The 23,763-nt window shown below is 69.3% G+C and carries 22 protein-coding genes; 8 read left to right on the top strand and 14 right to left on the bottom strand.

Features of this window, described 5'->3' with window-relative positions; translation table 11 throughout:
- Positions 1 to 240: 240 nt before the first annotated feature.
- Both DAT35_RS11880 and DAT35_RS11885 read left to right on the top strand, forming a co-directional pair.
- Complete coding sequence (locus tag DAT35_RS11880) at positions 241 to 2,265, top strand: serine/threonine-protein kinase (RefSeq protein ID WP_108067050.1); 2,025 nt, start codon at positions 241 to 243, stop codon at positions 2,263 to 2,265.
- Positions 2,266 to 2,365: 100 nt separating this feature from the next.
- Positions 2,366 to 3,292 (top strand): DUF2381 family protein, encoded by a 927-nt coding sequence (locus DAT35_RS11885; RefSeq protein ID WP_108067051.1) that lies wholly within the window; start codon positions 2,366 to 2,368, stop codon positions 3,290 to 3,292.
- A gap of 91 nt (positions 3,293 to 3,383) precedes the next feature.
- Here the strand turns inward: DAT35_RS11885 and DAT35_RS11890 are convergent, their stop codons facing one another.
- The 5 genes from DAT35_RS11890 to ppk1 all read right to left on the bottom strand — a co-directional run bounded on the left by DAT35_RS11890 (position 3,384) and on the right by ppk1 (position 9,671).
- Positions 3,384 to 4,109, bottom strand: a complete 726-nt coding sequence (locus DAT35_RS11890) for an Imm52 family immunity protein (protein WP_108067052.1) — start codon at positions 4,107 to 4,109, stop codon at positions 3,384 to 3,386.
- A 48-nt stretch (positions 4,110 to 4,157) separates the two neighbouring features.
- On the bottom strand, positions 4,158 to 4,880 hold the full coding sequence (locus DAT35_RS11895; protein WP_108067053.1) for an immunity 52 family protein: 723 nt from the start codon (positions 4,878 to 4,880) through the stop codon (positions 4,158 to 4,160).
- Between the two features lie 15 nt (positions 4,881 to 4,895).
- Complete coding sequence (locus DAT35_RS11900) at positions 4,896 to 6,656, bottom strand: Tox-REase-5 domain-containing protein (RefSeq protein WP_146209671.1); 1,761 nt, start codon at positions 6,654 to 6,656, stop codon at positions 4,896 to 4,898.
- Between the two features lie 48 nt (positions 6,657 to 6,704).
- Positions 6,705 to 7,415, bottom strand: a complete 711-nt coding sequence (locus tag DAT35_RS11905; RefSeq protein ID WP_158501659.1) for an immunity 52 family protein — start codon at positions 7,413 to 7,415, stop codon at positions 6,705 to 6,707.
- A 93-nt stretch (positions 7,416 to 7,508) separates the two neighbouring features.
- Complete coding sequence (gene ppk1 / locus DAT35_RS11910) at positions 7,509 to 9,671, bottom strand: polyphosphate kinase 1 (RefSeq protein WP_233261423.1); 2,163 nt, start codon at positions 9,669 to 9,671, stop codon at positions 7,509 to 7,511.
- Positions 9,672 to 9,804: 133 nt separating this feature from the next.
- On the opposite strand from ppk1, the gene DAT35_RS11915 reads away from it, so the two are divergent.
- Both DAT35_RS11915 and DAT35_RS11920 read left to right on the top strand, forming a co-directional pair.
- The gene (locus DAT35_RS11915; protein ID WP_108067056.1) at positions 9,805 to 11,307 is read left to right on the top strand and encodes a Ppx/GppA phosphatase family protein; all 1,503 of its coding nucleotides are present in this window, start codon (positions 9,805 to 9,807) and stop codon (positions 11,305 to 11,307) included.
- Between the two features lie 132 nt (positions 11,308 to 11,439).
- On the top strand, positions 11,440 to 12,660 hold the full coding sequence (locus tag DAT35_RS11920; RefSeq protein WP_108067057.1) for a zinc-dependent alcohol dehydrogenase: 1,221 nt from the start codon (positions 11,440 to 11,442) through the stop codon (positions 12,658 to 12,660).
- 30 nt (positions 12,661 to 12,690) lie between these two features.
- Here the strand turns inward: DAT35_RS11920 and DAT35_RS11925 are convergent, their stop codons facing one another.
- Both DAT35_RS11925 and DAT35_RS11930 read right to left on the bottom strand, forming a co-directional pair.
- Positions 12,691 to 13,716, bottom strand: a complete 1,026-nt coding sequence (locus tag DAT35_RS11925; protein WP_108067058.1) for an S-adenosylmethionine:tRNA ribosyltransferase-isomerase — start codon at positions 13,714 to 13,716, stop codon at positions 12,691 to 12,693.
- Positions 13,713 to 14,456: an SDR family oxidoreductase gene (locus tag DAT35_RS11930; protein ID WP_108067059.1), complete on the bottom strand. Its 744-nt coding sequence runs from the start codon at positions 14,454 to 14,456 to the stop codon at positions 13,713 to 13,715. Before DAT35_RS11930 ends, DAT35_RS11925 begins: the two co-directional genes overlap by 4 nt.
- 80 nt (positions 14,457 to 14,536) lie before the next feature.
- On the opposite strand from DAT35_RS11930, the gene DAT35_RS11935 reads away from it, so the two are divergent.
- Positions 14,537 to 15,103: a helix-turn-helix domain-containing protein gene (locus tag DAT35_RS11935; RefSeq protein ID WP_108067060.1), complete on the top strand. Its 567-nt coding sequence runs from the start codon at positions 14,537 to 14,539 to the stop codon at positions 15,101 to 15,103.
- Here the strand turns inward: DAT35_RS11935 and DAT35_RS11940 are convergent.
- Complete coding sequence (locus DAT35_RS11940) at positions 15,082 to 15,693, bottom strand: 2OG-Fe(II) oxygenase (protein ID WP_199242865.1); 612 nt, start codon at positions 15,691 to 15,693, stop codon at positions 15,082 to 15,084. The genes DAT35_RS11935 and DAT35_RS11940 overlap by 22 nt on opposite strands.
- Before the next feature lie 42 nt (positions 15,694 to 15,735).
- Between DAT35_RS11940 and DAT35_RS11945 the strand changes: the two genes are divergently transcribed.
- Complete coding sequence (locus DAT35_RS11945; protein ID WP_108067061.1) at positions 15,736 to 16,356, top strand: DUF4230 domain-containing protein; 621 nt, start codon at positions 15,736 to 15,738, stop codon at positions 16,354 to 16,356.
- Positions 16,357 to 16,369: 13 nt separating this feature from the next.
- Here the strand turns inward: DAT35_RS11945 and DAT35_RS11950 are convergent, their stop codons facing one another.
- The 5 genes from DAT35_RS11950 to DAT35_RS11970 form a co-directional block, all read right to left on the bottom strand.
- Positions 16,370 to 17,617 carry a tetratricopeptide repeat protein gene (locus tag DAT35_RS11950; protein ID WP_233261424.1) on the bottom strand — a complete coding sequence of 416 codons (1,248 nt, stop codon included), beginning with the start codon at positions 17,615 to 17,617 and terminating at the stop codon, positions 16,370 to 16,372.
- A 34-nt stretch (positions 17,618 to 17,651) separates the two neighbouring features.
- Positions 17,652 to 18,266 carry a TIGR02265 family protein gene (locus tag DAT35_RS11955; protein WP_108067062.1) on the bottom strand — a complete coding sequence of 205 codons (615 nt, stop codon included), beginning with the start codon at positions 18,264 to 18,266 and terminating at the stop codon, positions 17,652 to 17,654.
- An 18-nt stretch (positions 18,267 to 18,284) separates the two neighbouring features.
- The gene (locus tag DAT35_RS11960) at positions 18,285 to 18,836 is read right to left on the bottom strand and encodes a TIGR02265 family protein (protein WP_158501660.1); all 552 of its coding nucleotides are present in this window, start codon (positions 18,834 to 18,836) and stop codon (positions 18,285 to 18,287) included.
- Positions 18,837 to 19,192: 356 nt separating this feature from the next.
- On the bottom strand, positions 19,193 to 19,876 hold the full coding sequence (locus DAT35_RS11965) for an HAD family phosphatase (protein WP_108067064.1): 684 nt from the start codon (positions 19,874 to 19,876) through the stop codon (positions 19,193 to 19,195).
- A 13-nt stretch (positions 19,877 to 19,889) separates the two neighbouring features.
- Entirely contained in the window at positions 19,890 to 20,903 is a 1,014-nt protein-coding gene (locus DAT35_RS11970; protein WP_108067065.1) for an NAD(P)-dependent alcohol dehydrogenase, read from the bottom strand.
- Positions 20,904 to 21,002: 99 nt separating this feature from the next.
- Between DAT35_RS11970 and DAT35_RS11975 the strand changes: the two genes are divergently transcribed.
- Positions 21,003 to 21,917, top strand: coding sequence for a LysR family transcriptional regulator (locus DAT35_RS11975; protein ID WP_158501661.1), 915 nt, complete (start codon positions 21,003 to 21,005; stop codon positions 21,915 to 21,917).
- Here the strand turns inward: DAT35_RS11975 and DAT35_RS11980 are convergent.
- A complete protein-coding gene (locus DAT35_RS11980) occupies positions 21,893 to 22,519 on the bottom strand; it encodes a TIGR02265 family protein (protein WP_108067067.1) in 627 nt (208 codons plus the stop codon). The genes DAT35_RS11975 and DAT35_RS11980 overlap by 25 nt on opposite strands.
- A 281-nt stretch (positions 22,520 to 22,800) precedes the next feature.
- Here DAT35_RS11980 and DAT35_RS11985 point away from each other — a divergent pair, with 281 nt between their 5' ends.
- On the top strand, positions 22,801 to 23,763 hold the full coding sequence (locus tag DAT35_RS11985; protein WP_108067249.1) for a DUF5996 family protein: 963 nt from the start codon (positions 22,801 to 22,803) through the stop codon (positions 23,761 to 23,763).

The raw sequence follows: 23,763 nt of genomic DNA on the forward strand, positions 1-23,763 counted from the left end.
GTCCCCCAAGATGGACACGCGGTCAAGGACGGCAACCGCACGGCTCGAGCCGGGTTGCCCTGGAGGACCGCCAAGCGTCGGCTGTCAGACGATTCCCCCGGGATTCCCGGCCGGAGTCGGACCAGAGGAACGAGCACGATTCACGGAAGGTGACACCCCGTCGCGAACGACTGGAAACGCCTCGCACTTCGGTTGACCTGAGGGAATCTGTTAAGCTGACCCACCTGGGAGGTCATTCGCATGAGCGAGGCCGTGGAGGGGCAGCGGGCCGGGCAGGCAGAGAGGAAGGCACCGGGGCGTCTTCCGAGGAGACGGGCCGCGCCCAGGCCCCTGGACGCACAACCCCCGCCGCTCGGGACGACGGTGGACGGGTACCGGCTGGAAGCGCGGCTGGGCGAGGGCGGCCAGGGCACGGTGTACCGGGCCCGGCGCGGGGGGCGGCTCTACGCCATCAAGTTCCTGTCCCTGGCATCGCCCGACTGGGCGTGGCGGGAATTGGAAGTGAGGCTGAGGCTGCGGCGCGTGGGGGAGCTGGCGGTGGAGGGCCACGGACTGTGCCCGCACCGGGCGCCGCGCTTCCTCTACCTCGTCACCCCGTACGTGCACGGACGCCCGCTGTACGCGTGGACGAAGGCGAAGAACCCCACAGCGAGGCAGATGGCGCGCGTGGTGCTGGAGGTGGCGCGACAGTTGGTGGAGGTGCACCGGGCCGGCGTGGTGCACCGAGACGTGAAGGGTACCAACGTGCTGGTGCGGAACGCGGACGGGCGGCCGGTGCTGGTGGACTTCGGCGTGAGCACCTACGTGGGGGCTCCGGAGATCACCCACCCCTGGGGAATGCCGGGCACGCGTCACTACCGCAGCCCCGAGGCGCTGCGCTTCCGGCGTGAGCGCGCGGGCGAACACTCCCCGGCGCGTCCCTCGGACGACCTGTGGGCGCTGGGCGTTGTCCTCTACTGGCTGCTGACGGGCGGCTACCCCTTCGACACGGAGGTGGCGGACGAGGGCGCGCTGGCGGACCTCATCCTGAAGCAGGAGCCCGAGACGCCGCACACGTGCAACCCGCGCGTGCCCCGGGCGCTGAGCGAGCTGTGCCTGCGCATGCTGGAGAAGCGCTCCGAGGCGCGCTTCCCGAATGCCCAGGCACTGGCCGAGGCGTTGGAGGCGCTGCTGGCGGAGGCGGACGGCACGTGGGACGTGGCGCTGTGCGAGGAGTGGAGCGAGGACGGCGCCACCACGCCCCAGGACGAGTGGCTCGACCTGGGGGACTGGAGGGACAAGGCGCGGCGGCTGTTGGCGTACGCGAAGCGGTACCCCCGGCGGGGCCGGCCCGTGCCTGTCGAGGAGGCATCCACGCTCCCGCGGTCCTCGGCGGACGCACCGCCCGGAGGAGACAGCGCGGAGGAAGCAACTCCCTCCCCGAGGAGGACACGGATCCGCCTGCGTCGCCTGGTCCTGTGGGGAGCCGCTGTGCTGGGCCTGGGCCTGCTCGCGGCGCTCGTGCTCAAGCCACGTCCGGAACCAGAGGCACCGGTCACTACTCCGGGAGTAGCCACCCCTTCCACAATGCCGGAGGTCACGACATCCGGCCAGGAAGTGGCGCGGCGGGAAGAGCCGCCGGAAGGTGGAAGGGGCGCGGCGCCCGAGAAGGCGACAACTCCCGCGCCCGTCGCCAGCGCGACGCCCCCGGAGGACAGCACGCGCATGAAGACTCCACAGCAGACGCCCCAGCCTCGGACGAAGGAGCAGGAGAAGAAGCAGCGGACGGCGCTCGGCGGAGCGCTCAGGGCGTGCGGCACGGCCATCACCGTGGGGCAGGTCGCCTGCGCCAGCCCCGCCGCCCAGGTACGGACCCAACCACCTCAGGTCATCGAGTGCCCACCCGATGCGGTGCAGACCATGAAGGACCTGGGTCTCAAGTTCAACGAGACGGGGCCCCTGCTCCTCCTTCCCTACGACGAGATGAGCGATACCCCCGCCTTGACCTCCGTGCGCCCGGGCCCGGCCACATTGACCTCGCCAGCGAGTGGTTGGGGAAAGCTGCCGGGGCCCACGGTGTTCTCCGGGGTGCTCTTCTTCGGGGAGACGCACGTGTATGGCCGATTCACCTCCGCCCACACTCCTGACGGGCACACGTATCCCGTCTGCATGGAGTTGTGGGAAGAACCCAAGAGGAAGGGCATGAAGAAGAAGCCCGACGGCGCACAGGACACTGCCACGGTCTTGACCGGCGAGTACCTCAAACCCGTGGAGCGCTTCCAATAGGCGCTGGCGCTCAACCGAGGCGCTTGCAGGCAGAAACAAATGCAGCGACCAACGTCAGAGGTCTCTGCTAGTCTCCACCACTCCAGAGGTTCTGCTGCTCATGTGCGCCCCATTCCTCACCACTCCCCTGCTGCTCGCGCTGCTCTCCAGCACTCCTGCCATCGCACAGCCCACCTCCGAGGAATGGGACACCGCGGGCGATCGCAATCTCGAGCTGAGAGCGGATGACGCCGGACAGGTTTCCGAAATGCGCATCGGCCCCGGCCAGGTCAGCACCCTGGAATTCAACACGCGCCTGCTGCAAGGTGGCGTGGTGGTGGAGGGGCGAGAGCACTTCCGCTCGGTCATGGTGGACGAGGCCGCTGGCGTGGTCACCCTGCTACCCTCGGACACCGTGCCACGGGACAGACCGCTGACGGTGACGGTGCAATTCGCGGATGAGGATCTCCCTCGAAGCGCGACCTTCCGGTTGGTGGTGCACCCCGCCCGGGCCGAACGTCAGGTGCGGGTGTACCGCCGTCCGCGCTCCGGCGAGTCCTACCAACAGGAGTCCCGACAGGAGCGGGAGCGGGCCGATCGGTGCGAGGCACAACTTACACAAACCCGAGCGGAGCAGCAGCACCCCGATGGCCTCACGGGCTTGATCGATATCGGATTGATGGCAGGAAACGAGGGGGTCCGCGCACAGGAGATCAGCGAGTCCATCCATCAGCGCCCCGGTGAAACCCTCCAGGTATTCAGAGCCAACAGCTACCACGCCAAAGAGCGAGTGGCAGTAGAACTGAACGTGGGGAACACGGGAACAGCGCCCTGGACAGTGGAGTGGGCGGAACTGGTGGGAAGGAATGGCAAGCGGCTGCGAATAATAAGCGTGTGGCCACTCAAGCCCATTCCTCCAGGAGAGCCGCTCCGGCTCGTGGTGGAGGCAGAAGCCACGGAGGAGCAGGCCCGAGACACCTTCATCCTCAAGCTGTGGGAGGCGAACGGACCGAGAACCATCACCCTGCGCGGCGTGACGTTCCCGTGAGAGGCCTGGAAGGTGGATCAGCTCACCGCGCCTACGGGTTTGGACAACCAGCCCGCACAGCACCTATGGAGTGTAGACCCGGTGAATCTCCTTACGTGCTGGAGGGGAAGGCGGTGGATTCCTTCACCAGGCCCGCTTGGTGGAGCAACGTGCGCGCGCTATCGGCCAGCGCAATGTGCGCGGGCTCATGTCCGTTGAAGCGCTCCGATGTGAGGATGATGAGCGTTCCCTTGTCCTCCACCGGTGCGGTGCGCACAGGCTCCGGAAAGGCTGGCACCTCCCCCCAGCGATGCGAGAAGTACATCAACCATCCTGTGCGAGGGGGCCCCACAGGCTCATCGCGTAGTTCCTGATAGGCATCCGAGAAAACTCCGCCCCAGTCCGGCTCCCAGGCGAGCACCATCGCGCGCAGTACCTCGGCCAACACGGGAACGGTGAGCACACGCTCCGTACCTGGCTCCTCCTTGGGAAGATAGAGCAAGCAACTGTTCAGGGCGCCCACGGCGTCATAACCACACTTGAACCTGACCGCGCCGCCGCGAGCGTGCTCCGGATGCCCCGTCCAAGCTCCGAAAATGAACCCAACCTTTCCAAGTTGATAGCTCCGCTTCTTGAAAAAGCGTACGAACGTCTCAGCGGTGGGCTCAAACTGGAGTTGGAGGGCTTTCTTTCGCGAGTCCGCTTTTTCAAACCAACGGGTATAGAGGGGGTCGCACCGCGAGAGGAGGTGGAAGAAGGTCTCCGCGCGACGGGCACACTCCTCCGCAGACTCCACCCGGCATCCCCAGTAAACGGCAGTGTAGTAATTATCTAGCATCCGTAACGGTCCTTACGGAACCGCTGGGGACCAAGCTGACAGAACACCTCATGTGCTCGCAGAAGCACTGGAATCCCTCAGCAATCCCGCCTGGTCGAGCAATGCGCGCACCTGATCAGCGAGGGAAACATGCTGAGGATTGCTGACAGTGAATCGCTCGGGGGTGAGAACGATGAGGGTGCCCTTGTCCTCTATCGGCTCGACGCGTACAGGCGCGGGTAGGGGCGGCACTTCTCCCCGGTGCCGCGCGAAGTACATGAGCCAGCCTACATGGGGGACACCCACGGGTTGGTTTCGCAGCTCCTGGTAACCACGAGAAATGATTCCGCCATCGTATGGTTCCCAGGCCAAAACCAAGGCGCGCATCACTTCCGCCAGCACTGACACGGTGAGTACACGCCCTGCTTCTGGCTCCACCTTGGGTAGATAGAGACGACAAGAATTGGGTGGGGGAACCACAGCAGAGCCGCAGCTGAGCATCACCATACCGCCACGACCATTCTCTTCGTGCCCTGTCCAGGCACTGAAGCTGACTCCGAATGCGCCCTCGCTGTACTTCTTGCTTTTAAAGAAGCGCAGGAACGTTTCATAGGTAGGCTCGAACTGGAGCTGGAGCGCTTTCTTGAGTGAACCCGCCTGCTCGAACCAGCGCGCGTAGATAGGGTCGCAGTGAGAGAGGAGGCGGAAGAAGGTCTCTGCGCGCCGTGCGCACTCCTCGGCCGACTCCTTGCGGCCCGGCCAATAAGCACCTGCGTAGAAGGTCTCTTTCATGGGCGTTCCGCAGAGCTACGGCGGCGTGTAGACCACGTCAATCCCCTTGATCCCCGCTTCTTCGAAAAGCATCTTGAGGATGGAAACCATTCTAGGCTCTGCCACATGCCAGCGAATGGGAACGCCGTTGGCCACCCTACTCTGCCGCGCGGCCTGCCTGACGAGCCTATCAGCGCCTTTGAAGTACTGTTTGGGCTCAAGGTCCGCATCAAAGTGCTTATCGTAGCCCAGGCCCTTGGTCTCCTGCAGAATGCCGGTTACCGCGTCGCGGCCGTCGAAGTCCGCCATCTCGCCATTGTGGAAGACGCGGTACACCCAGCCCCTGGGCGCCTTCGTCACCTTGTGCTGGAAGGCTCGCGAGCGATCGGACATGTTCTCATTCTTGGGCACCCACTGGCCCGGCCCGCCCACCGTTGGCGTCCAGGGGCCACCTCCGCCCGCCACCGCCACGCCCACCGCCGTCATGTGCAGCACGTACGTAGCGCTGAGCGCTTCTCCCGCCACGGCGACGGCGCGTCCGGGTATCGCCACCAGCCTCAGCGCCAGCTCGCCCTCGCGCGTCAGTGACAACAGGGGCACGGAGAGATGGCTCAGCTTCTCTCCCCATGAGGCCGCCGTGGCCGCTCCCTCGCCCGCGGTGCCTATCGTCAACAGCACGTGCGTGGTGAGCCGTGAAATGAGGCGGACCCGCTCGCCGCGAGGCTTGTGGCGGAAGGCCTCCCAGTACTCGGGGGCATTCCGGGCCAGCTCTCCCACCGCGCCCGGCAACCGGGTGAGGCCCTCCAGCGTTTCCATCGGGTGAATGAAGGTATTGACGAGCCCCTGTACCGAATCCACCAGCGCCAGCCCCGCCCCCTCCAGCGCGGGCAGCAACACCCCGTTATCCGGCACATAGGGGCCGAGCGGCTGTGCCCCTCGCGGCACTTCCAGTTCCGTGTCCACCGGCCACAGCTGTCCGCCTTCGACGGCGTAGAAGGGGCCCACCTCGTAGCGCCCCGCGCGCAGCGTGCCGTCCCCGGCCAGCCGCACCTCGCCCGCCTTCTGCACCGCCTCGCCCGTCACCGGCCGCACCAGGTAGCCGTCCGGCCTCAGCACCCTCAGCCGGTGGAAGCGGTCCATGCGCGCGTGCAGCTCCTCGCGCGACACGGGCTCCGCGCCCGTGGCCGCCTCCAGCAACAGGTGCACCGCCATGCGCCGCTGAGCGAAGTCGCCCAGCGTCACCTCCGCGTTCAGCAGGTGCGGCAACAGCCGCAGGGCCTGCTCGGGAGACAGCGTGCGCCCATCCACCGGCAGCGCGTCGGCGGGCACTCCCGCGTGCACGAGGAAGCCCTGGAAGTAGTCCAGGCTCATGGGCACCGTGTACGGGCGCCCGTCTCCCACCCCATCCGGCCAACCCACAGGGCCCTCGGCCCTGTCGTCCAGCGGGTCATCACCTCCGGCCGCTACCGGGTGACGCGTCCGCGAGCCGGATGGGAGTGGGGGCTCTCCCTGCACGACCGCAGCGGCGCCCTCCTCTTCGTCGACGTCGTCCTCCGGGTCATCGTCCTCTTCGTCCGGACTCGCATCGTCCATCACAGAGAGCCGGACGGAGTCCGCCGTGAACCGCTGCCGCTCCTCGCTCCGGAAGAACGATGGAGTCAGGGAGGGGTGGCGCAAGCCCGGCAGCAGGCCACCCCGCGGCGAGCCGGTGGCACACCCCGCCAGCACCACTGCGGCCAGCAACGCAAGAAGAGATCCACCACCGCACGCACGAACACCGGGAGACCGCAGGGGCATGACCGCCTCCTCGGAATGGGCTTCGCGCAGTCTACCTCCTGGCCGGCCTCAGCCCGCGCGGCGTGTCAGCATCTCCGCACTCTCGAGCCGCTCGCGAACGCGCTCGGCCAGGGAGACATGCGCCGGATTCCTCACGGAGAAGCGTTCCGGAGTGAGGATGATGAGCGTGCCCTTGTCCTCCATCGGCTCGACACGCACGGGCTTGGGCAGGGGTGGCACCCGTCCCCGGTGGTTCGCGATGTAGGTGAGCCAACCGATGCAGCCCTCTCCTGTCTCCAGCGCCTTCTTCGACGCCACATCCTTCTCCGAAATCACCGCGCATGAGTCCGGCTCCCACGCGAGCACCATGGCGCGCACCACCTCCGTCAGCACGGAGACCGTGAGCACGCGCGTCGCGGCCGGTTCCTCGCGGGGCAGGTAGAGCAGACACCCGTTGAGGTAGAAAGGCAGGCCGGAGCCGCAGGTGAAGTTCAGCAGGCCACCACGTCCCCGCTGCTCCTGCCCCGTCCAGGCATCGAAGATGAACCCGTCCTTCCCGAGCCGGTACTTCTTCCTGCCGAAGAAGCGGAGGAAGGTGTCGTAGGTGGGCTCGAACGGGAGTTGGAGCGCGTTCCTCCGCGAGTACACGTACTCGAACCAGCGGGCATAGGCCGGGTCGCATTGGCCCAGGCGCTGGAAGAACACCTCCGCGCGCCGGGCGCACGCCTCCGCGGTCTCCTCACGACATGTCCAATGGGCTCCCGCCTGGAAAAGTTCCATCGGGCATGACATACGCCATGGGTAACCGGAGCACCAATTCCTTCGTCGCTGGAGGCGAAGGAAAGCGCCCGGATTCACGAACGGGGGGCCCGCTCAGGTCGCGGACTGCGGCACGGGGCGCAAGAGCGGCTCCTCCCGCCGCTCGGGGGCGGTGGCATGACGCAGGGCCTCGAGCGACTTGATGTCCTGGTGGTTGTTGCGCCGGGCCATCTCCATCAGCACCGCCTGGCTGCGCACCGCCGTCCCATCCTTGCTCACGGGAACATACGAGCCATCCACCTGCAGCCGCCGCGCCTTCACGTTGTCCTTCAGCGCCACCCCCAGCACCTCGTCCAGCAGTCGCTGGCGGATGGCCGGGTCCTCCACGGGGAACATGACCTCGACACGGCGCAGGAAGTTGCGCGGCATCCAGTCCGCGCTGCTCATCCACACCTCCGGGTGGCTTCCTGCCCCGAAGGCGAACACCCGGCTGTGCTCCAGGAAGCGGTCCACCACGCTCGCCACGCGGATGCGCTCGCTCACTCCCGGCACTCCCGGCCGCAGGCAGCAGATGCCTCGCACCAGCAGATCGATCTCCACCCCCGCCTGGCTCGCCACGTAGAGGGCGCGGATGACCGAGGCGTCCACCAGCGAGTTCATCTTCGCCACGATGCGCGCGGGCTCGCCGCGCCGGGCCTTCTCCGCCTCGCGCTGGATGAGCGTGAGCACCTTCTCCTGCAGGCCCATGGGCGCTACGGCCAGCCGCTTCCACTGGGGGGCCACCGCGTAGCCCGTGAGCATGTTGAAGAGGGCGCTGACGTCGTCGGCGATCTCCGCGCGAGAGGTGAAGAGGGACAGGTCCGTGTACACGCGCGCGGTGGTGGGGTTGTAGTTGCCCGTGCCCAGGTGCACGTAGCGGCGGATGCCATTGCCCTCGCGGCGCACCACCAGCGCCACCTTGGCGTGCGTCTTCAGGCCGATGAGGCCGTAGACGACGTGCACGCCGCTCTCCTCCATCTTCCGCGCCCAGGCGATGTTGTTGGCCTCGTCCAGGCGAGCCTTGATCTCCACCAGCACCGCCACCTGCTTGCCGTTCTCCACCGCTCGCGACAGCGCCCGGGCGATGGGGCTGTCACCGCTGGTGCGGTAGAGCGTCTGCTTGATGGCGAGCACGTCCGGGTCCTCGGCGGCCTCCTCCAGGAAGCGCACCACGGGATCGAAGGACTCGTAGGGGTGGTGCAGGAGGATGTCGCGCTCGGCGACGACGTCCAGGATGGACTCCACGTCGCGCAGCGCTCCGGGCACCGTGGGAACGAAGGGCTCCACGCGCAATTCGGGCCGCGGATCCAGGTCCGTGAGCCCCATCAAGTCCGAGGGCTGCAACGGCGCCTGCTGCCGGTACACGTCCATGGGCCCCAGCTTCAGGGCCGCGACGAGCTGGGCTTCAATCTGCGGGTTGGCCACGGCATCCAGCTCCAGGCGCACCGCGGCGCCCCGGTCCCGCCGGCGCAGCTCCTCCTGGACGGTGGAGAGCAGGTCCTCGCTCTCCTCCTCGTCGATGTTGATGTCCCAGTTGCGCGTCACGCGGAAGGTGGCGGTGTGCTCCACCACGTAGCCGGGGAAGAGGTCGCCCGCGCACAAGCCGATGAGCTCGCCCATCAGCAGGAAGGCCAGCCCCTTGTCCGCCGGGATGGGGACCAGCCGGCGCAGGACGCTGGGCACCTGCACCACGGCCAGCGAGGTGCTGCGCACGTTGCGCCGGCGCTTGGGCCCCTCGCGCCGCAGCAGCACCGCCACGTTGAGGGACTTGTTGCGCAGGTGCGGGAAGGGGTGTCCGGGGTCCACCGCCAGCGGCGTGAGCGCCGGGAAGACGGAGGTGGAGAAGAGGGTCCGCGCGGCCGCCTTCTGCTCGGCCGTCAGCTTGTCGCGCGTGAGGACGGAGACGCCCGCGGCCACCAGTCCGGGCTGGAGCTCCTCCACCCAGAGGCGGGAGGCCGCGTCCACCAGCTTGTGGACGCGCTCGCTGATGGCGCTCAGCTGCTCGGCGGGCAGCATGCCGTCCGCCGCCGTCTCCGCCACCCCGCTGGCCAGCTGCTGCTTCAGGCCCGCCACGCGGACCATGAAGAACTCGTCCAGGTTGGAGGAAGCGATGGCGAAGAACTTCAAACGCTCGTAGAGAGGGAGCTCACGATTGCGGGCGTCATCGAGCACCCGCTCGTTGAAGGCGAGCCAGGACAGCTCGCGGTTGATGAAGAGCTGCGGGTCGTTGAATTCCACGCGCGGAGACTCTTGCAGGAGGTCGGCCACGTCACGTCACGGAGCTGTCACGAAAGCCTTCTAATAATAGGGAATGGCTGCTCCCGCAGCGGGCCACCTCCTTCGAGCCGCAACATTTTCAACTTCTGAATCCATGCCCACTACGACCCTACAGCCCGTGCTCGCCGCCATCGACGTGGGAACCAACGCCGTGCGCCTGGAGCTGGCCCGGACGGACCCGGATGGTTCGCTGGAGACACTCCACCAGGAGAGGGACCCCATCCGCCCGGGAGAGGGAGTCTTCGCCAGCGGGGTGATGCCCAAGGAGACGGCGGATCGGCTCCTCTCCACGCTGAGGCGCTACGCGGCGCTGTGCCGGCGGCACAAGGCCCGGGTGCGGGCGGTGGCTACCAGCGCGATGCGGGACGCGAGGAACCGCGAGGAGATCGTCCAGCGGGTGCGCGACGAGGCGGGGCTGAACCTGGAGGTGGTGAGCGGCAAGGAGGAGGCGCGCCTCATCTGCCTGGGCGTGCTGCACCGCAAGCCGCCGCACACGCGCTCGCTGCTGGTGGACATCGGCGGAGGCTCGACGGAGGTGGCCATCGCCACGGGGGAGCGGCCGGACGAGCTGTGGAGCCTGCCGCTGGGCTCGGTGCGGCTGACGGAGATGTTCGACGCCGGCGGGAAGGTGACGCCCAAGCAGTTGCGGCTGATGCGCAGCTACGTGGAGGAGCAGATGCGCAAGGCCATCCCCGAGCGCCTGGCGAACCTGCCCCGGGTGGCGCTGGGCTCCTCCGGCACCATCAACGCGGTGGTGGGCTACGCGGCCAGCGAGGGCACCGCTCACGTGTCCCTTCGCCAGCTCACGGGCGCGGTGGAGACGCTGGCGGAGCTGACGCCGGAGCGGCGGCGCAAGCGCTTCGACCCGAGGCGCGCGGACATCATCGTGGCGGGTGCCACCATCCTCGAGCGGGTGGCGCGGCACCTGGGCGTGGAGAGCGTCACCGCGGTGAACCGGGGCCTGCGGGATGGCCTGCTGGTGGACCTGCTGTACCGGCAGGACGAGACGCGCGAGGACCACACGCTGGCGGACGCGGCGCTGGCCATGGGGCGGCGGCTCTTCTTCGACGAGAAGCACGCGCGCCAGGTGGCGTCGCTGGCCCTCACCCTCTTCGACGAGCTGGCCGCGCTGCACAACCTGCCGCTCTCGTGCCGGCCGTATCTGGAGGCCGCCGCGCTGCTGCACGACGTGGGCAACGCCGTGAGCTACGAGCGCCACCACAAGCACACGTACTACCTCATCCACAACGGCGACATCCCCGGCCTGGCGGACCGGGAGCGGGAGCTCGTGGCGCGGGTGGCGCGCTACCACCGGCGCAGCCCGCCGGAGCTGAACCACTCGGGGATGGAGGGGCTGAGCGCCCCCGAGGCGCGCCTGGTGCGCAAGCTGGCCACGCTGCTGCGGGTGGCGGACTCGCTGGACCGCAGCCACCATCAGCCCGTGAAGGAGCTGCGCGCCGTCAACGGCCGCGACGCGGTGTCGCTGCACTTCAAGGCACGCCAGCCGGTGGACCTGGAGCTGTGGAACGTGGAGCGCGAGACGGCACTCTTCCGCCGCGTCTTCAACAAGCGGCTCACCGTGCACATCAGCCGCTAGCCCTCCCGCCCGCCCTCCACGAGGGGGAGCGCCTCCGTCTGGCACCGGACGGAGCGCATGCCCACCCCTAGCGGAGAGATTCCGATGCCGGCGCGCTCAGCGCCTGGCGCCCCGCGGGGGGAAGGAGCGGCAATGAAGGCAGTCGTCTTTCATGGTGTGGGGGACATCCGGCTCGAGGACGTGCCAGAGCCGGTCATCCAGCAGGACACGGACGCCATCGTCAAGCTGACGGCCAGCGCCATCTGCGGGACGGACCTGCACTTCGTGCGCGGCACTGTGCCGGGGATGAAGCCGGGCACCATCCTCGGTCACGAGGGCGTGGGTGTGGTGGAGGCCATCGGCAAGGACGTGCGCAACCTGCGCGTGGGAGACCGGGTGGTGATTCCGTCCACCATCGCGTGCGGCACGTGCGCGTACTGCCGCACGGGCTACTTCTCGCAGTGCGATGTGGCCAATCCTCATGGCAAGCGCGCGGGGACGGCCTTCTTCGGCGGCCCGGAGCCGAGCGGGTCCTTCCATGGGTTGCAGGCGGAGAAGGCACGCATCCCCTTCGCCAACGTGGGGCTGGTGAAGCTCCCGGACGAGGTGACGGACGAGCAGGCCATCCTGCTGTCGGACATCTTCCCCACCGCCTGGTACGGCGCGGACATCGCGGAGATCACCCCCGGGGACACGGTGGCGGTGTTCGGCTGCGGGCCGGTGGGACTGTTCGCCATCCTGAGCGCGAACCTGATGGGCGCGGGGCGCATCTTCGCCATCGACTGCCACGCGGACCGGCTGGACGCGGCGAGGGAGCAGGGCGCGGAGGTCATCAACTTCGAGGAGGAGGATCCGGTGGAGGCCCTCCTCCGGCTGACGGGTGGCATCGGCGTGGACCGGGCCATCGATGCGGTGGGCGTGGACTCGATGCACGCGCACCATGGGCCGGCGGCGATGACGGCACGCAAGGAGAAGGCCGAGTTCAAGCGCGAGCTGAAGGAAGTGGCGCCGCAGACGAATCCGAATGGGGAGAACTGGGTGCCCGGTGACGCGCCGGCGCAGGCGGTGATGTGGGCGGTGGACGCGCTGGCCAAGGCGGGCTCGCTGTCCATCATCGGCGTGTATCCACAGCAGATGCGCACGTTCCCCATCGGCCAGGCGATGAACAAGAACCTGACGCTGAACATGGGCAACTGCCCCCACCGCAAGTACATCCCCCACCTGCTGGAGCTGGTGCGCACGGGCGCGGTGGAGCCGACCGAGGTCCTCTCGCACGTGCAGCCCCTGTCGAGCGCCCTCGAGGCCTACCGCGCCTTCGACGCGCGCAAGCCGGGGTGGATCAAGGTGGAGCTCGAGCCGCCGATGCTGACGTGACAGGCCCTCGCGGCACAGGCTCCCCCTGGTTCATGGTTCCAGGATGAGGCACGAGTCACCGAACTCGTGCCCCAGGTAGCCCCGGGACTCCGCGAGCACGCAGGCGGCGCGCAGCAGCTCCTGGGGTGCGAAGGCCTGGAGCAGGGTGAAGTGGCTGGTGCCGGGCTCGTGCATCCCGGAGAGCAACCCGTCCACCACGCGAGGGATGAAGCCCGGGCCGAGGAGCAGGTCCGTCACGCCCTCCCCGGGCTCCAGCCGGCCTCCCGTCTGCGCCGCGCGCCCCTCCAACGCTCGCACCACGGTGGTGCCCACGGCCACCACGCGCCCGCCCGAGGAACGTGTGGCGTGGATGGCCTCCACGGTGGAAGCGGGCACGTCGAAGCGCTCGGGGCGAGGGAGCGCGGCATCCAACACCTCATCCCCGGTGGAGGACAGTCCCGCCGCGTGCGTGAGCGTGGCCAGCCGGATGCCCCGGTGCTTCAACTCCAGCAGCAGCGCCCAGGTGAGCGGCAACCCCGCCGAGGGCGTCTCCACGGCCCATGGTCGCGCGGCATAGGCCGTCTGGATGTGCCAGAGCGAGAGCGGACGCTCCACGTGGGCGTACTGCACCGGCCGTCCGGCGCGGTAGAGCGCGGTCCACAGTGCGGCGCCCTGGAGAGCGAACTCCACGCGCAGCAGGCGCGCAGAGGGAGGGAGCACGGCCACCACCCGGGCGCCCAGACCTCCGAGGACGAACTGCTCGCCCGGGGAGACGGCCGGAGGCGGTGGGCGGTCCTCGGTGCGGGTGCGCCAGTCTCCCGCGCCGAAGAGGACGGCGGTCCACGTGCCCTCCGCCTCTCGGGACACGAGCCGCAGCTCGATGGGAGCGCCCGCCTCCGTGTGGCCATGCAGCGCTGCGGGGAGCGTCGCGGCATCATTGAGGACGAGCAGATCTCCCGGGCGCAGCATCCGGGGAAGCTCGGTCATGCGGGCATCGTCGAGACGCCCGGAGCGGGGCGCCACATGGAGGAGGCGTCCGGAGTCTGGCTGCTCCCGAGGCCAACGGGCGGCGTTCATGCGGCCTCCGGACGTCCCACCTCCACGCGAGCGGCCTCCAGACGGGCGCCGGACGGGTGGGAGTGAGCGGACTGCACGAGGTGGACGATGCGCGCGGCCACGTCCGCCGGACGCGCGAGGGTGGAGGGGTCGGCATCGGGAATGGCATCGCGGTGCATGAGGGTGTCCATCTCGCCGGGGTCGACGTTCAGGAAGCGGACGCCCGTGCCCTCGAGCTCGGCGGCCCAGATGCGCCCGAGGTGCTCCAGAGCGGCCTTGGACACCCCATAGGCTCCCCAGCGCGGATAGGCGGCGACGGCGGCATCCGAGGTGACGTGCACCACCACACCCTCGCCGCGCAGCACCATGGCTCCGGCGATGGCCCTGGTGAGCCGGAAGGGCCCCACGAGGTTCACCTCCAGCACCTGCCCCAAGTCCTCGCAGGCGGTGTCCAACAGCAACGGCAACGGGGTGGGTCCGAGCGTGCTCGCGTTGTGGACGAGCACGTCGATGGGACCCACCAGGGCGGCGGCGGCCCCCACCAGCGGATGGATGGACTCCTTGTCACCCACGTCGGCGGCGAGTGCATGGGCCTCGTAACCCCGAGCGCGCAGCCGGGAGGCCACGGCCTCCATCTCCCCAACATTCCGCGAGACGCCCACCACCCGGGCGCCCTTCCTGGCGAAGGTCTCCATCAATGCCTCGCCGAGCCCCCGGCTCGCCCCAGTGACCAGCACGGCCTTTCCTTCGAGCTTCATCATGTCTTCTCCTTGCATCAGGAGTACGCACGAGACGCCCATCCGTTGGATGTCGTGCCAAGGGATTGGCAGAATGCCATCGCATGAGCGACGAGGAGCTGGCGGGCTGGCTGGCGCGCAACATCAAGGCGCTGCGCGAGGCACGAGGAGCGACCCAGGCGCAGCTCGCGAAGCTGGCGGGCGTGCCTCGGGCGACGTGGGCGAACCTGGAGTCGGGGTCGAGCAACCCGACGCTGGCCGTGCTGCACCGGGTGGCGTCAGCGCTTCAGGTGTCCCTGGAGGAGCTGGTGGCGAAGCCCCGGGCCAGCGCCCGGCACTACCCTCGGGACAGCCTGCCCGTGCGGATGCGGGGGCCGGGCTTCGTGCGCAAGCTGTTGCCGGACCCGCTTCCGGGAATGGAGTTCGACCGGATGGAGCTGCCACCGGGAGCCCGGCTGACGGGCGTGCCCCATACGCCGGGCACGCGCGAGTACCTGGTGTGTGAAGCGGGAAGGATGGCGCTGGTGGCCAGCGGCGAGCGCTTCGTGCTGGAGACGGGGGACGTGGTGGTGTTCCGGGGGGACCAGAAGCACTCGTACGAGAACGCGGGGCCGAAGGTCGCGGTGGGCTACTCGGTGGTGCTGCTGGCTCAGCCGGCGTTCCGCCCGTAGAACCAGGCGGTGAGCGCGAGCCGGGGGGCATGAGCGGGCAGCACCTCGTGCTCGAGCCGCTCGCTGAGGAACACCACGAGCCTGTCCAGCGTGGGCTCCACCTCCACGGGTCCCCCCTCGGGGTAGAGGCGCAGCAGGCCCCCGTGGGCCGGCACCCAGTCCGGGTTGAGGTAGTAGAGAGCGGTGACGCGCCGGTTGGACTGACCGGGGAAGGCATCGAAGTGGCGCGCGTACCGCGCTCCGTTCCCCGGGTACCAGGCGAGCTGGAGATCGAAGCGCCCGAGCCCCAGGTACGCCTCGGCCGACAGCGTCTCGCCGAGCGCGGTATAGGCGTCGCGCAGCCGGCTGATCGCCGAGCCCTGCTCCTCCGGCTTCACCCAGGTGATGAAGTCGCCGCGGGTGTCCCGGTCCAGCGCATGGTCCGCACCCCGGCGGATGCCCGCGGGCCGCAACAACCCGGCCTCGACACGAGCCTTCGCCTCGGCGTGGACGGCCCGAGCCTCCGCCTCCCCGAGGAAGGACGCGCGGGTGAACCAACCCCGCTCACCGAGTGATTGGATTTCTTCATCCCGAAGCGACAGCGGACCCATGGCGCGGCGAACCCTACTCCACCTTGGCTAGAATGGTGGCCCATGGTGCGCCTCCTCTTGCGGGTGTTGCTCGTCGCCGTCGCCCTGGCCGCTGGGGCCGTGGGCACCTTCCTGTGGCTCCGTCCCAAGCCCCCTGCCCTGCCAGACACGCCAGCGCTCGTCACCCGCGTGCGCGAGGTGGCCCGCCTGGAGACGCTGGAGGTGTCCCTCTACAAGAAGGTGGAGTTCTCCCCGGAGCCCAAGGCCACGGACTCGCTCTGGAAGGATGTCATCAACTGGGCGTCCTACTCCCTCCACACACCGCGCGGCCGGGCCATCGTCTTCGCGGACGTGCGCCTCGGCTACGACTTCGGCCGGCTCGATGGCTCCTCGATGCGCGTGCAGGGAACGCGCGTGGACGTGGCCCTCCCGCCGCTGGAGGTGAAGGTGGAGCTCAAGCCGGGCGAGACGGAGATCATCGGCTCCAACCTGGACAGCGAGCAGACGACGCTCCTGCTGGAGAAGGCCCGCGAGGCCTTCGAGCGCGAGGTGAAGGGCGATGCCCGGCTGAAGGAGCGGGCGAGGCGCTCGGCGGAGAACACGCTGCGCGTGCTGTTCCTCTCCGCGGGGTTCCGCGAGGTGAATGTGGTGGACGTGCTCCCGCCTCCGGCCACCACGGGGTGAGCGGGGCCTCGGGTCAGAGGCGCTCGAGCCCCTCGCCCGAGAGGCGGAAGAGTCCGGCAATCCCATCCGGGGCCGTGCCCAACCGGGACAGCGACTCACACGAGGGCGCGTCCGACTCGCGGCACACCAGTGCGAACTCGCGCCGGCCCAGGTGGATGCGCAACGGGCCCGTCCCCGTGTGCAGCACGAGCCGCCGCTGCTGCTCCGCCGTGAGGACCCGTGCCGCGTCATACCCATCGCCCCCGGCCACCGCCCACAGACCACTGAGCGTCTCCGCGAGCACCACCTGCCCCTCGTCCAGCACCACCGGCCTCACGGGAGCGGGCTGCGCCTCCAGGTTGCGCCAGGCCCTCGCGTCCACCGCCTCCACGGAGAGCCCGGCGGGAGCGAGCGACGCCTCGGGCAGGTAGTGCACGAACTCCGGATCCTCCAGCACATAGAAGACCTCGAGCCCCGCGGGTCCCGGCCGGTGGAGCGCCCCCACCGCCTGGGCCGAGAAGCCCGCGGGCCGCAGCACCGGACGCACCCGTGTCTCCAGGGAGCGCGCCTCCCCGTCGAGCACGGACAGCCCGCCGAGCTGTGCCACCAGCCCCGCCACGTACGCGGACAGCTCCTCCGCGCCGTCGCGGTAGGCAGCGTAGAGCGAGGCCACGTCCACGCGCCCCACCTCGCCCGAGGCCAGCTTCACCAGCAGATCCTTCCCCTGCCGCCGGCACGCCACTCCGGCCCGGTGCAGCGCGGCCAGCAGCGTGGCGGAGAACTCCGAGCGCAGCGCCTGGACCCGAGGGGCGGGCGGAGGCGGCACGTCCGCGGACTCCAGCTCCGCCTGGACCAGCTGCGCCTCCGAGTCGAATGGATCCTTCTCCAGCACCTCCGCCACGTAGGCCCGCGCCCGGCCGTGCTCGCCGCGCCGCAGGGCCAGCACCGCGAGCACCTTGAGGGCCTCGGGGTCTCCCGGGTTGAGGACGAGCGCCTCGCGCAGCACGGCCTCCGCGTCGCCCGGGCGCTCCAGTCCGAGCAGCGCCCGCGCCAGCCCCAGCCGCACCTGCACGTCCTGGGGAAAGTCGCGGCGCAGGGACTCGAGCAGGTGCAGGGCGTCGCGCTCCGCGCCCGCGTTCACCAGCGCATGTGCCACGGCGAGCCGCAGCGTAGGCCCCGGCGTGTCCCGTGCGGCGGAGCGGAGCGTGTCCAGCTCCGTGTCACGCAGGGGCTCACCGGCCTCCACCTTGCGGCGGATGTGCTCCAGGGAGGTGGGATTCACGGGCGGAAGTCTAGCCGCCCAGAGCCTCCGCGGCTCACTGCCAGGAGATGTCGTACTCGCTGTCGAGCACGTCCATCTGATGGCCAACAACCTTCACCTTGCTGGCGTTCATCCGCTCGAGCATGGCCACCAGCATGCCCTCGTGGAACGAGACGGGCAGGAAGTCGCGCTTCATGGTGAAGCGGCAGCACTGGGGCCCCGTCCATTTCACCTGCCGCTCCCCCGTCAACGACATGCGGTACGTCAGGGCCAGGTTGTTCACCAGCCGCTTCGTCTCGCCGCGCACCAGCACCTGCACCGTCCTACCGGCCTCGGACTCCAGGAAGTCCATGGCCACGCAGTGCCCCATCAACCACAGCGCCTGGTCGACATCCCCATGGCGCGCCGCCAGGGCCGGCATGGCGGCGGACAGCATCTGCAGCTGCAGCCGGATGGGGTAGCTGAAGAAGTCGAAGAAGCGCGACTGCCCGCTCGCCGAGGTGCAGCGCGTCACCAGCGACTCGTCCCCGAGCTCCCGGATGGCCTTCAGCGCTCCCTGGACGAAGAACCCGCGTGCCACGTCCTCCGCGCTCGTCAGCGCCATGCGCTGCCCCCAGAACTGTCCGCCATCCCGGGGTGTCACACTCCACGCAATCGCCGCGATGCTCATTCCCCTGACCCCCTTGTCTCACTGCCAGCAGAAATCGCACTCGCTATCCAGCCCGCCCGTCTGCCGCCCGCTCACCGTCACCTCGCGTGCGCCCCACAGCTCCAACGACGTCTTCACCACTCCCTCATGGAAGGGGTGGGGCATGAAGTCACGCTTCAAGGTGAAGTGACCGCTTCGCGGCCCCGTCCACCGCACCTCGTACTCGCCGAAGTTCACCGCCATGCGGTAGGCCATGGGCAGCGTGTAGCCCAGCTGCCTGGGACTGCGCGGTGTCAACGACATCATCACCCGGCCCGCCCCCACCCGGAGGAAACGGTTGGCTACCAAACATCCCATCCGCCTCAGCGCCTCCTCCTCCCCTCCGTACTCCTCCGCCAGCACCGGCAACGCCGTAGAGACCATCTGACAGTGCATCCGGACCGGATAGCTGAAAAAGTCCAGGAAGCGTGCCTCTCCACTCTCCTCCACACAGCGCTCCGCCAGCGAGTCGGCCCCCACGGCCCGCAGCACATCCAACGTGCCGTTGAAGAGCATCCCGCGGATGGTGTCGCTCGCCGTCGCCAGGCCCATGCGGCGCTCCAATTCCTGTTCCCAGGTGTCTGCCTTTACCCACCTGGTTCGTGCACTACCCGTCACGGCCATGTGCGCCCCCTTGGCAGGAATCAACCCGGCTGGGCAAAGGCTATCTTAATTGTTCTAGAACAGCCTGTCAGCAGGACGAGGCCCCGGCACTCAGATTTTCCGAGAGGAGGCGAGGCGCGTCTCCCAGCGCCATCCGCCCGCGTTGTGGGATTGCACCAACAACGAACCCGCTCAGCATGTCTGTAAATAGTTTCGGCGTTGCAAAGCTATTCACGATTCCCGTGGGATGGGATTCGAACAGCCCGGCCGGAGCGCAACGCATGAAGTCAGGTTTGACCCAGGACTCAGGGCGTACCGAAGAGCAGCTGCTCGAAGGCTTCCGGAAGCGAGGCGTAGTCACCGATGACGTGGTGGGCCCCGGCCTCGCGCAGCACCTCGGCGGGCATCAGGGTGGTGACGCCCACCGCGTACATCCCCGCCGCCCGCGCCGCGAGGATGCCATTCACCGCGTCCTCGAAGACGACACACGTCGCGGGGTCCACCTCGAGCGCCTTCGCGGCGGCGAGGAAGACGTCGGGAGCCGGCTTGCCCCGCTTCACGTCCTCGGCCCCGACGACCTGGGAGAAGAAGGGGCGCAGCTCCAGCCCGTCGAGCACGAAGGCCCGGTTGGCCTGGGGCGCGGCCGAGGCCACCGCGAGCCGGAGACCCGCCCCGCGCAGGCGGGCGAGAAGCTCGCGAGCCCCGCGCAGGGGGGTGAGGTGCGGGGCGTAGAGCTGGCGGTAGTGGGACTCCTTGGCGTCCGCCAGCCGCGTCAGCTCCTCGGGCGCCACGGGACGGCCGAGCAGCGCGGGGAAGATCTCCTCGTTGCGCCGGCCGTTGAACTCCCGCTCGAAGCGCTCGGCGGGGGAGTCGATGCCCAGACTCCGGGACAGGGCCACCCAGGCCTGGACGTGGAAGCGCATGTTGTCGACCAGGGTGCCGTCCAGGTCGAAGATGGCGGCGGACAGCGGGCGCGGCGAAGGGCTCATGGCCCTCCCCCTATCAGCGAGGGAAGGCCAGGGCCACCTTGCCGAAGTGCTGCCCACTCGCCAGGTAGCCGAGCGCCGCCCGGGCGTCCGCGAACGGGAACACCCGGTCCACGACGGGGTGGACCTCATGGACCTCCAGCGCTCGCACCAGGTGCTCGAAGCTCGCCCTGCTGCCCACAGAGACCGCTCGCACGGTGACGTGGCGCCGGATGGCCTGGAGCAGCTCCAGCTCCGCGCGCATCTCCTCCAGGAAGCCCACTACGGTCACCTCGCCGCCCATGCGCACCGCCCTCAGCGCGCGCGACAGGTTGGGCCCGCCCGCCACCTCCACCACATGGTCCACCCCGCGGCCACCGGTCAGGGACAGCACCGCCTCGTCCCACTCGGGCGTCTTCCGGTAATTGATGCCCGCGCTCGCGCCAAGCGCCTTCGCCCGGGCCAGCTTCTCGTCGCTCCCGGACGTCACCAGCACCCGCGCCCCGGCGAGCCGCGCCAGTTGCAGCGCGAAGAGCGAGACGCCCCCCGTGCCCTCGACGAGCACCGTGTCCCCGGGCCGCACCCGGCCCACCTCGAAGAGCGCGTGCCACGCCGTCACCGCGGCGATGGGCAGCGTCGCAGCCTCCACGTCCGACAGGTGCGCCGGCGCCCGGACGAGCCCGTGCTCGGGGACCTTCACGTACTCGGCCAGCACCCCATCCAGCGGCCCGCCCAACCGGCGCGTCACCAGCGAGGGCTCGGGCTCGCCGGTTACCCAGTCCTGCACGTACGAGAGGACCACCCGGTCGCCCGGCTTCACCCGCGTCACCCCGGGCCCCACCGCCACCACCTCGCCCGCGCCATCGGACAGCGGCACGAGCGGCAGCCGCAGCTTCGGGTCATACGTGCCCTGGATGAGCACCAGGTCGCGGTAGTTGAGCGAGGCGGCGCGCATGCGCACGACGGTCTCGAAGGGGCCTGGGACCGGCTCCGGCCTCTCGGTGAGCACCAGCGACTCCAGGCCGAATCCGCGCAGCTCGAATGCCTTCATGGACTTCCTCCTCGGAACGAGATGCTCGGAAGGATGCAACCCGGCCTCGGTGTGCGAAACCCACGGACAGCGCAGGTGGACCCTGCGAAAATGCAGGGCATGTACCATTGGGATGACCTGCGCGTGTTCCTCGCGGCCCACCGGGGCCGCTCCCACGCCGGCGCCGCGCGCCTGCTCGGTCTGGATGCGACGACGGTGGGCCGACGCCTCACCGCCCTGGAGTCGGCGCTCGGCGCCCGGCTGTTCAACCGGACGCGCTCGGGCCTGTCACTCACGCGCGAGGGCGCTCACGTGCTCGCCGCGGCCGAGCGCATCGAGGAGCAGTTGCTCGGCATCGAGCGCGAGGTGGGCGGCAGTGACGTCCGCCTCGAGGGGCTGCTGCGGCTGACCGCGGGCGAGGGACTGATGAGCCTCGTGCTGATGCCCCACCTCCTCGCCTTCCGGGAGCAGCACCCGGGCATCGACCTGGAGCTGCGCACCGACCCGCGCCCGCTCGACCTGGCCCGCCGCGAGGCGGACGTCGCGCTGCGCCTCTTCCGCCCACGAGAGGAGGCGCTCGTGGTGCGGCGGCTCGGCACGCTCCCCTATGGCCTCTATGGCAGCGAGGCCTACTTCGCGCGCCGGGGCCGCCCCCGCACGCTCCGAGAGCTCCCCCGCCACGACTTCGTCACCTTCGACGCTTCCCTGGACGCCATCCCCGAGATGCGCTGGCTGCGCCGCCATGTGCCCGGCGCCCGCTACGCCGTGCGGGCCAACAGCACCTCGGCGATCCTCTCCGCCTGCGCCTCCGGCCATGGATTGGCCGCCGTCGCCACGGCCTTCGCCGCGACGGACCCGCGGCTGGTGCGCGTGGTGCCCGCCGCGAAGCTCCCCTCCCGCGAGGTGTGGAGCGCGGTGCACCAGGACCTCCGGGGCAATGCCCGTGTGCGCGCCCTCGTCTCCTGGCTGGCGGACCTCTTCACCCGGCTCGAGCGCGAGGCCGCTCCCGCTCACGCCTCCCAGGAGACGTCATAGGCGCTCTCGAGCGTGGAGAGCTGGTGCCCGTACACCCGCGCCCCCCGCGCCTTCACCTTCCCCAGCACGCCCAGCAACAGCCCCTCGTGGAAGGGATAGGGCATGAACTCGCGCCGCATGGTGAACTGGCCGCTCGTCGGCCCCGTCCACACCACCGAGCGCACCCCGAAGCTCACCGCGGCCCGGTACGCCGAGGGCAGGTTGCCAACCAGGCGCTTCGCGTCTCCCTTGGCCAGGAATTGGAGCGCCAGGCCCGCCGCGGAGGCCAGGAAGCTCTCCCCGGCCCGGTATCCGAGCTGCCGCAGCGCCTCGTCGAAGCCGCCGCAATGGCTCGCCAGCATCCTCGCCGCGGCGAACACCATCCGCAGGTTCGCGGTGATGGGGTAGACGAAGAAGTCCACCAGCTTCTCCTCCCCGCTCGCCTGCTGGCAGCAGCGCACCGCCTCCTCGTCTCCGAGCGTGCGCACCGCCTCCAGCGTGGCCCGGAGGAACATGCCTCGCGCCGTGTCCGAGGGCGAGGCCATGGCCAGGCGCTGCTCCAGGTCCTCGTCCGAGCCGGGGGCGGCCTCCAACCACCAGGCCTGCTCATCGCGCACATGCATGAGACCGCTGTCCTTGTTGAGGCACCAAGTGCGTGGGCACTGTACCCGCTCCGCCCTCCGCCGTCAGGCGAGGCAGCACATACCCATCCGAGGCAATGCACACCCATCCCCGTCTGTCATTGGGTGTGAAGAAATACATTCCCAATGTTCTACCCCAGCGCTGGACCGGGCCCCCCTCTCCCCGCCTCTCTGGCGTCCCTGCGTGTCACGAAAGCGTGGCCTCGCCCTTCGCTGGTCCCAACATTGACGAGCGGACACTGCTGCGCCGAGTGGAGGAGACGATGGATGCATGGCCAGAGCTGCCGATGGAGGCGTGGAAGGACACGCTCGCCACCCTTCACCGCTACACGCAAATCATTGGAAAGGTCCGGCTCGAGCTGGCGCCGATGACGAACCACTGGTGGCAGGTGGTGCTGTACGTGACGGCGCGTGGGCTCACCACCTCGCCCATCCCCCACGGACAGGGCACCTTCGAAATCGACTTCGACTTCATCGACCACGAGCTCTTCTTCCGCACCAGCGATGGCCTGGAGCGGGTGCTCGCGCTGGAGGCCCGCCCGGTGGCGGAGTTCTACCGGGACGTCATGGCCACGCTGCGCTCACTGGGCATCGAGGTATCCATCAACGACAAGCCCCAGGAGATTGCCGACGACATCACCCCCTTCAGCGAGGACCGGCACCACGCCTCGTATGATCCGGAGTACGCCCATCGCTGGTGGCTCGCGCTGGTGCAGGCGGACAGCATCCTCAAGGAGTTCCGGGCCCGCTTCACGGGCAAGTGCAGCCCGGTGCACGTCTTCTGGGGCGGCTTCGACCTGGCGGTGACGCGCTTCTCGGGCCGGCCCGCACCAGAGCGGCCCGGCGCGGACGCTGTCACCCGCGAGGCCTATGGCGACGAGGTCATCAGCGCCGGCTTCTGGCCCGGCACCGAGCAGCTCGGAGGACCGGCCTTCTATTGCTACGCCGCCCCGGAGCCCCAGGGCTTCTCCAGTGCGGACATCCGTCCGAGCACCGCCTGGTACGACACGGGCTTCAAGGAGTACCTGCTGAAGTACGACGACGTGCGCACGGCCGCCAACCCGAGGCAGACCGTGCTCGACTTCTGCCAGAGCATCTACGAAGCGGGCGCGAACCTCGGGGGCTGGGACCGGGCACGGCTGGAGCGGCCGCTCATCGTCCCGCACCCGGCTGCCAGGGACACCCGCGGCACCACCGCTCCCGAGCAGCCGGCTCCGGCGCAATGA

Origin of the sequence: Vitiosangium sp. GDMCC 1.1324 (assembly GCF_003044305.1) — a bacterium.
Lineage (GTDB): Bacteria > Myxococcota > Myxococcia > Myxococcales > Myxococcaceae > Archangium.

What these genes read in the sequence shown, in the direction of transcription:
- DAT35_RS11915 (WP_108067056.1), top strand. Translation starts at nt 9,805, where the DNA reads ATGCCCACTACGACCCTACAGCCCGTGCTCGCCGCCATCGACGTGGGA.
- DAT35_RS11955 (WP_108067062.1), bottom strand. Translation starts at nt 18,266, where the DNA reads ATGAGCATCGCGGCGATTGCGTGGAGTGTGACACCCCGGGATGGCGGA.
- DAT35_RS11960 (WP_158501660.1), bottom strand. Translation starts at nt 18,836, where the DNA reads ATGGGCCTGGCGACGGCGAGCGACACCATCCGCGGGATGCTCTTCAAC.
- DAT35_RS11965 (WP_108067064.1), bottom strand. Translation starts at nt 19,876, where the DNA reads ATGAGCCCTTCGCCGCGCCCGCTGTCCGCCGCCATCTTCGACCTGGAC.
- DAT35_RS11985 (WP_108067249.1), top strand. Translation starts at nt 22,801, where the DNA reads ATGGATGCATGGCCAGAGCTGCCGATGGAGGCGTGGAAGGACACGCTC.
- DAT35_RS11940 (WP_199242865.1), bottom strand. Translation starts at nt 15,693, where the DNA reads ATGGGTCCGCTGTCGCTTCGGGATGAAGAAATCCAATCACTCGGTGAG.
- DAT35_RS11905 (WP_158501659.1), bottom strand. Translation starts at nt 7,415, where the DNA reads ATGGAACTTTTCCAGGCGGGAGCCCATTGGACATGTCGTGAGGAGACC.
- DAT35_RS11920 (WP_108067057.1), top strand. Translation starts at nt 11,440, where the DNA reads ATGAAGGCAGTCGTCTTTCATGGTGTGGGGGACATCCGGCTCGAGGAC.
- DAT35_RS11900 (WP_146209671.1), bottom strand. Translation starts at nt 6,656, where the DNA reads ATGCCCCTGCGGTCTCCCGGTGTTCGTGCGTGCGGTGGTGGATCTCTT.
- DAT35_RS11895 (WP_108067053.1), bottom strand. Translation starts at nt 4,880, where the DNA reads ATGAAAGAGACCTTCTACGCAGGTGCTTATTGGCCGGGCCGCAAGGAG.
- DAT35_RS11890 (WP_108067052.1), bottom strand. Translation starts at nt 4,109, where the DNA reads ATGCTAGATAATTACTACACTGCCGTTTACTGGGGATGCCGGGTGGAG.
- DAT35_RS11880 (WP_108067050.1), top strand. Translation starts at nt 241, where the DNA reads ATGAGCGAGGCCGTGGAGGGGCAGCGGGCCGGGCAGGCAGAGAGGAAG.
- DAT35_RS11980 (WP_108067067.1), bottom strand. Translation starts at nt 22,519, where the DNA reads ATGCATGTGCGCGATGAGCAGGCCTGGTGGTTGGAGGCCGCCCCCGGC.
- DAT35_RS11925 (WP_108067058.1), bottom strand. Translation starts at nt 13,716, where the DNA reads ATGAACGCCGCCCGTTGGCCTCGGGAGCAGCCAGACTCCGGACGCCTC.
- DAT35_RS11935 (WP_108067060.1), top strand. Translation starts at nt 14,537, where the DNA reads ATGAGCGACGAGGAGCTGGCGGGCTGGCTGGCGCGCAACATCAAGGCG.
- DAT35_RS11885 (WP_108067051.1), top strand. Translation starts at nt 2,366, where the DNA reads ATGTGCGCCCCATTCCTCACCACTCCCCTGCTGCTCGCGCTGCTCTCC.
- DAT35_RS11930 (WP_108067059.1), bottom strand. Translation starts at nt 14,456, where the DNA reads ATGATGAAGCTCGAAGGAAAGGCCGTGCTGGTCACTGGGGCGAGCCGG.
- DAT35_RS11975 (WP_158501661.1), top strand. Translation starts at nt 21,003, where the DNA reads ATGTACCATTGGGATGACCTGCGCGTGTTCCTCGCGGCCCACCGGGGC.
- DAT35_RS11970 (WP_108067065.1), bottom strand. Translation starts at nt 20,903, where the DNA reads ATGAAGGCATTCGAGCTGCGCGGATTCGGCCTGGAGTCGCTGGTGCTC.
- DAT35_RS11945 (WP_108067061.1), top strand. Translation starts at nt 15,736, where the DNA reads ATGGTGCGCCTCCTCTTGCGGGTGTTGCTCGTCGCCGTCGCCCTGGCC.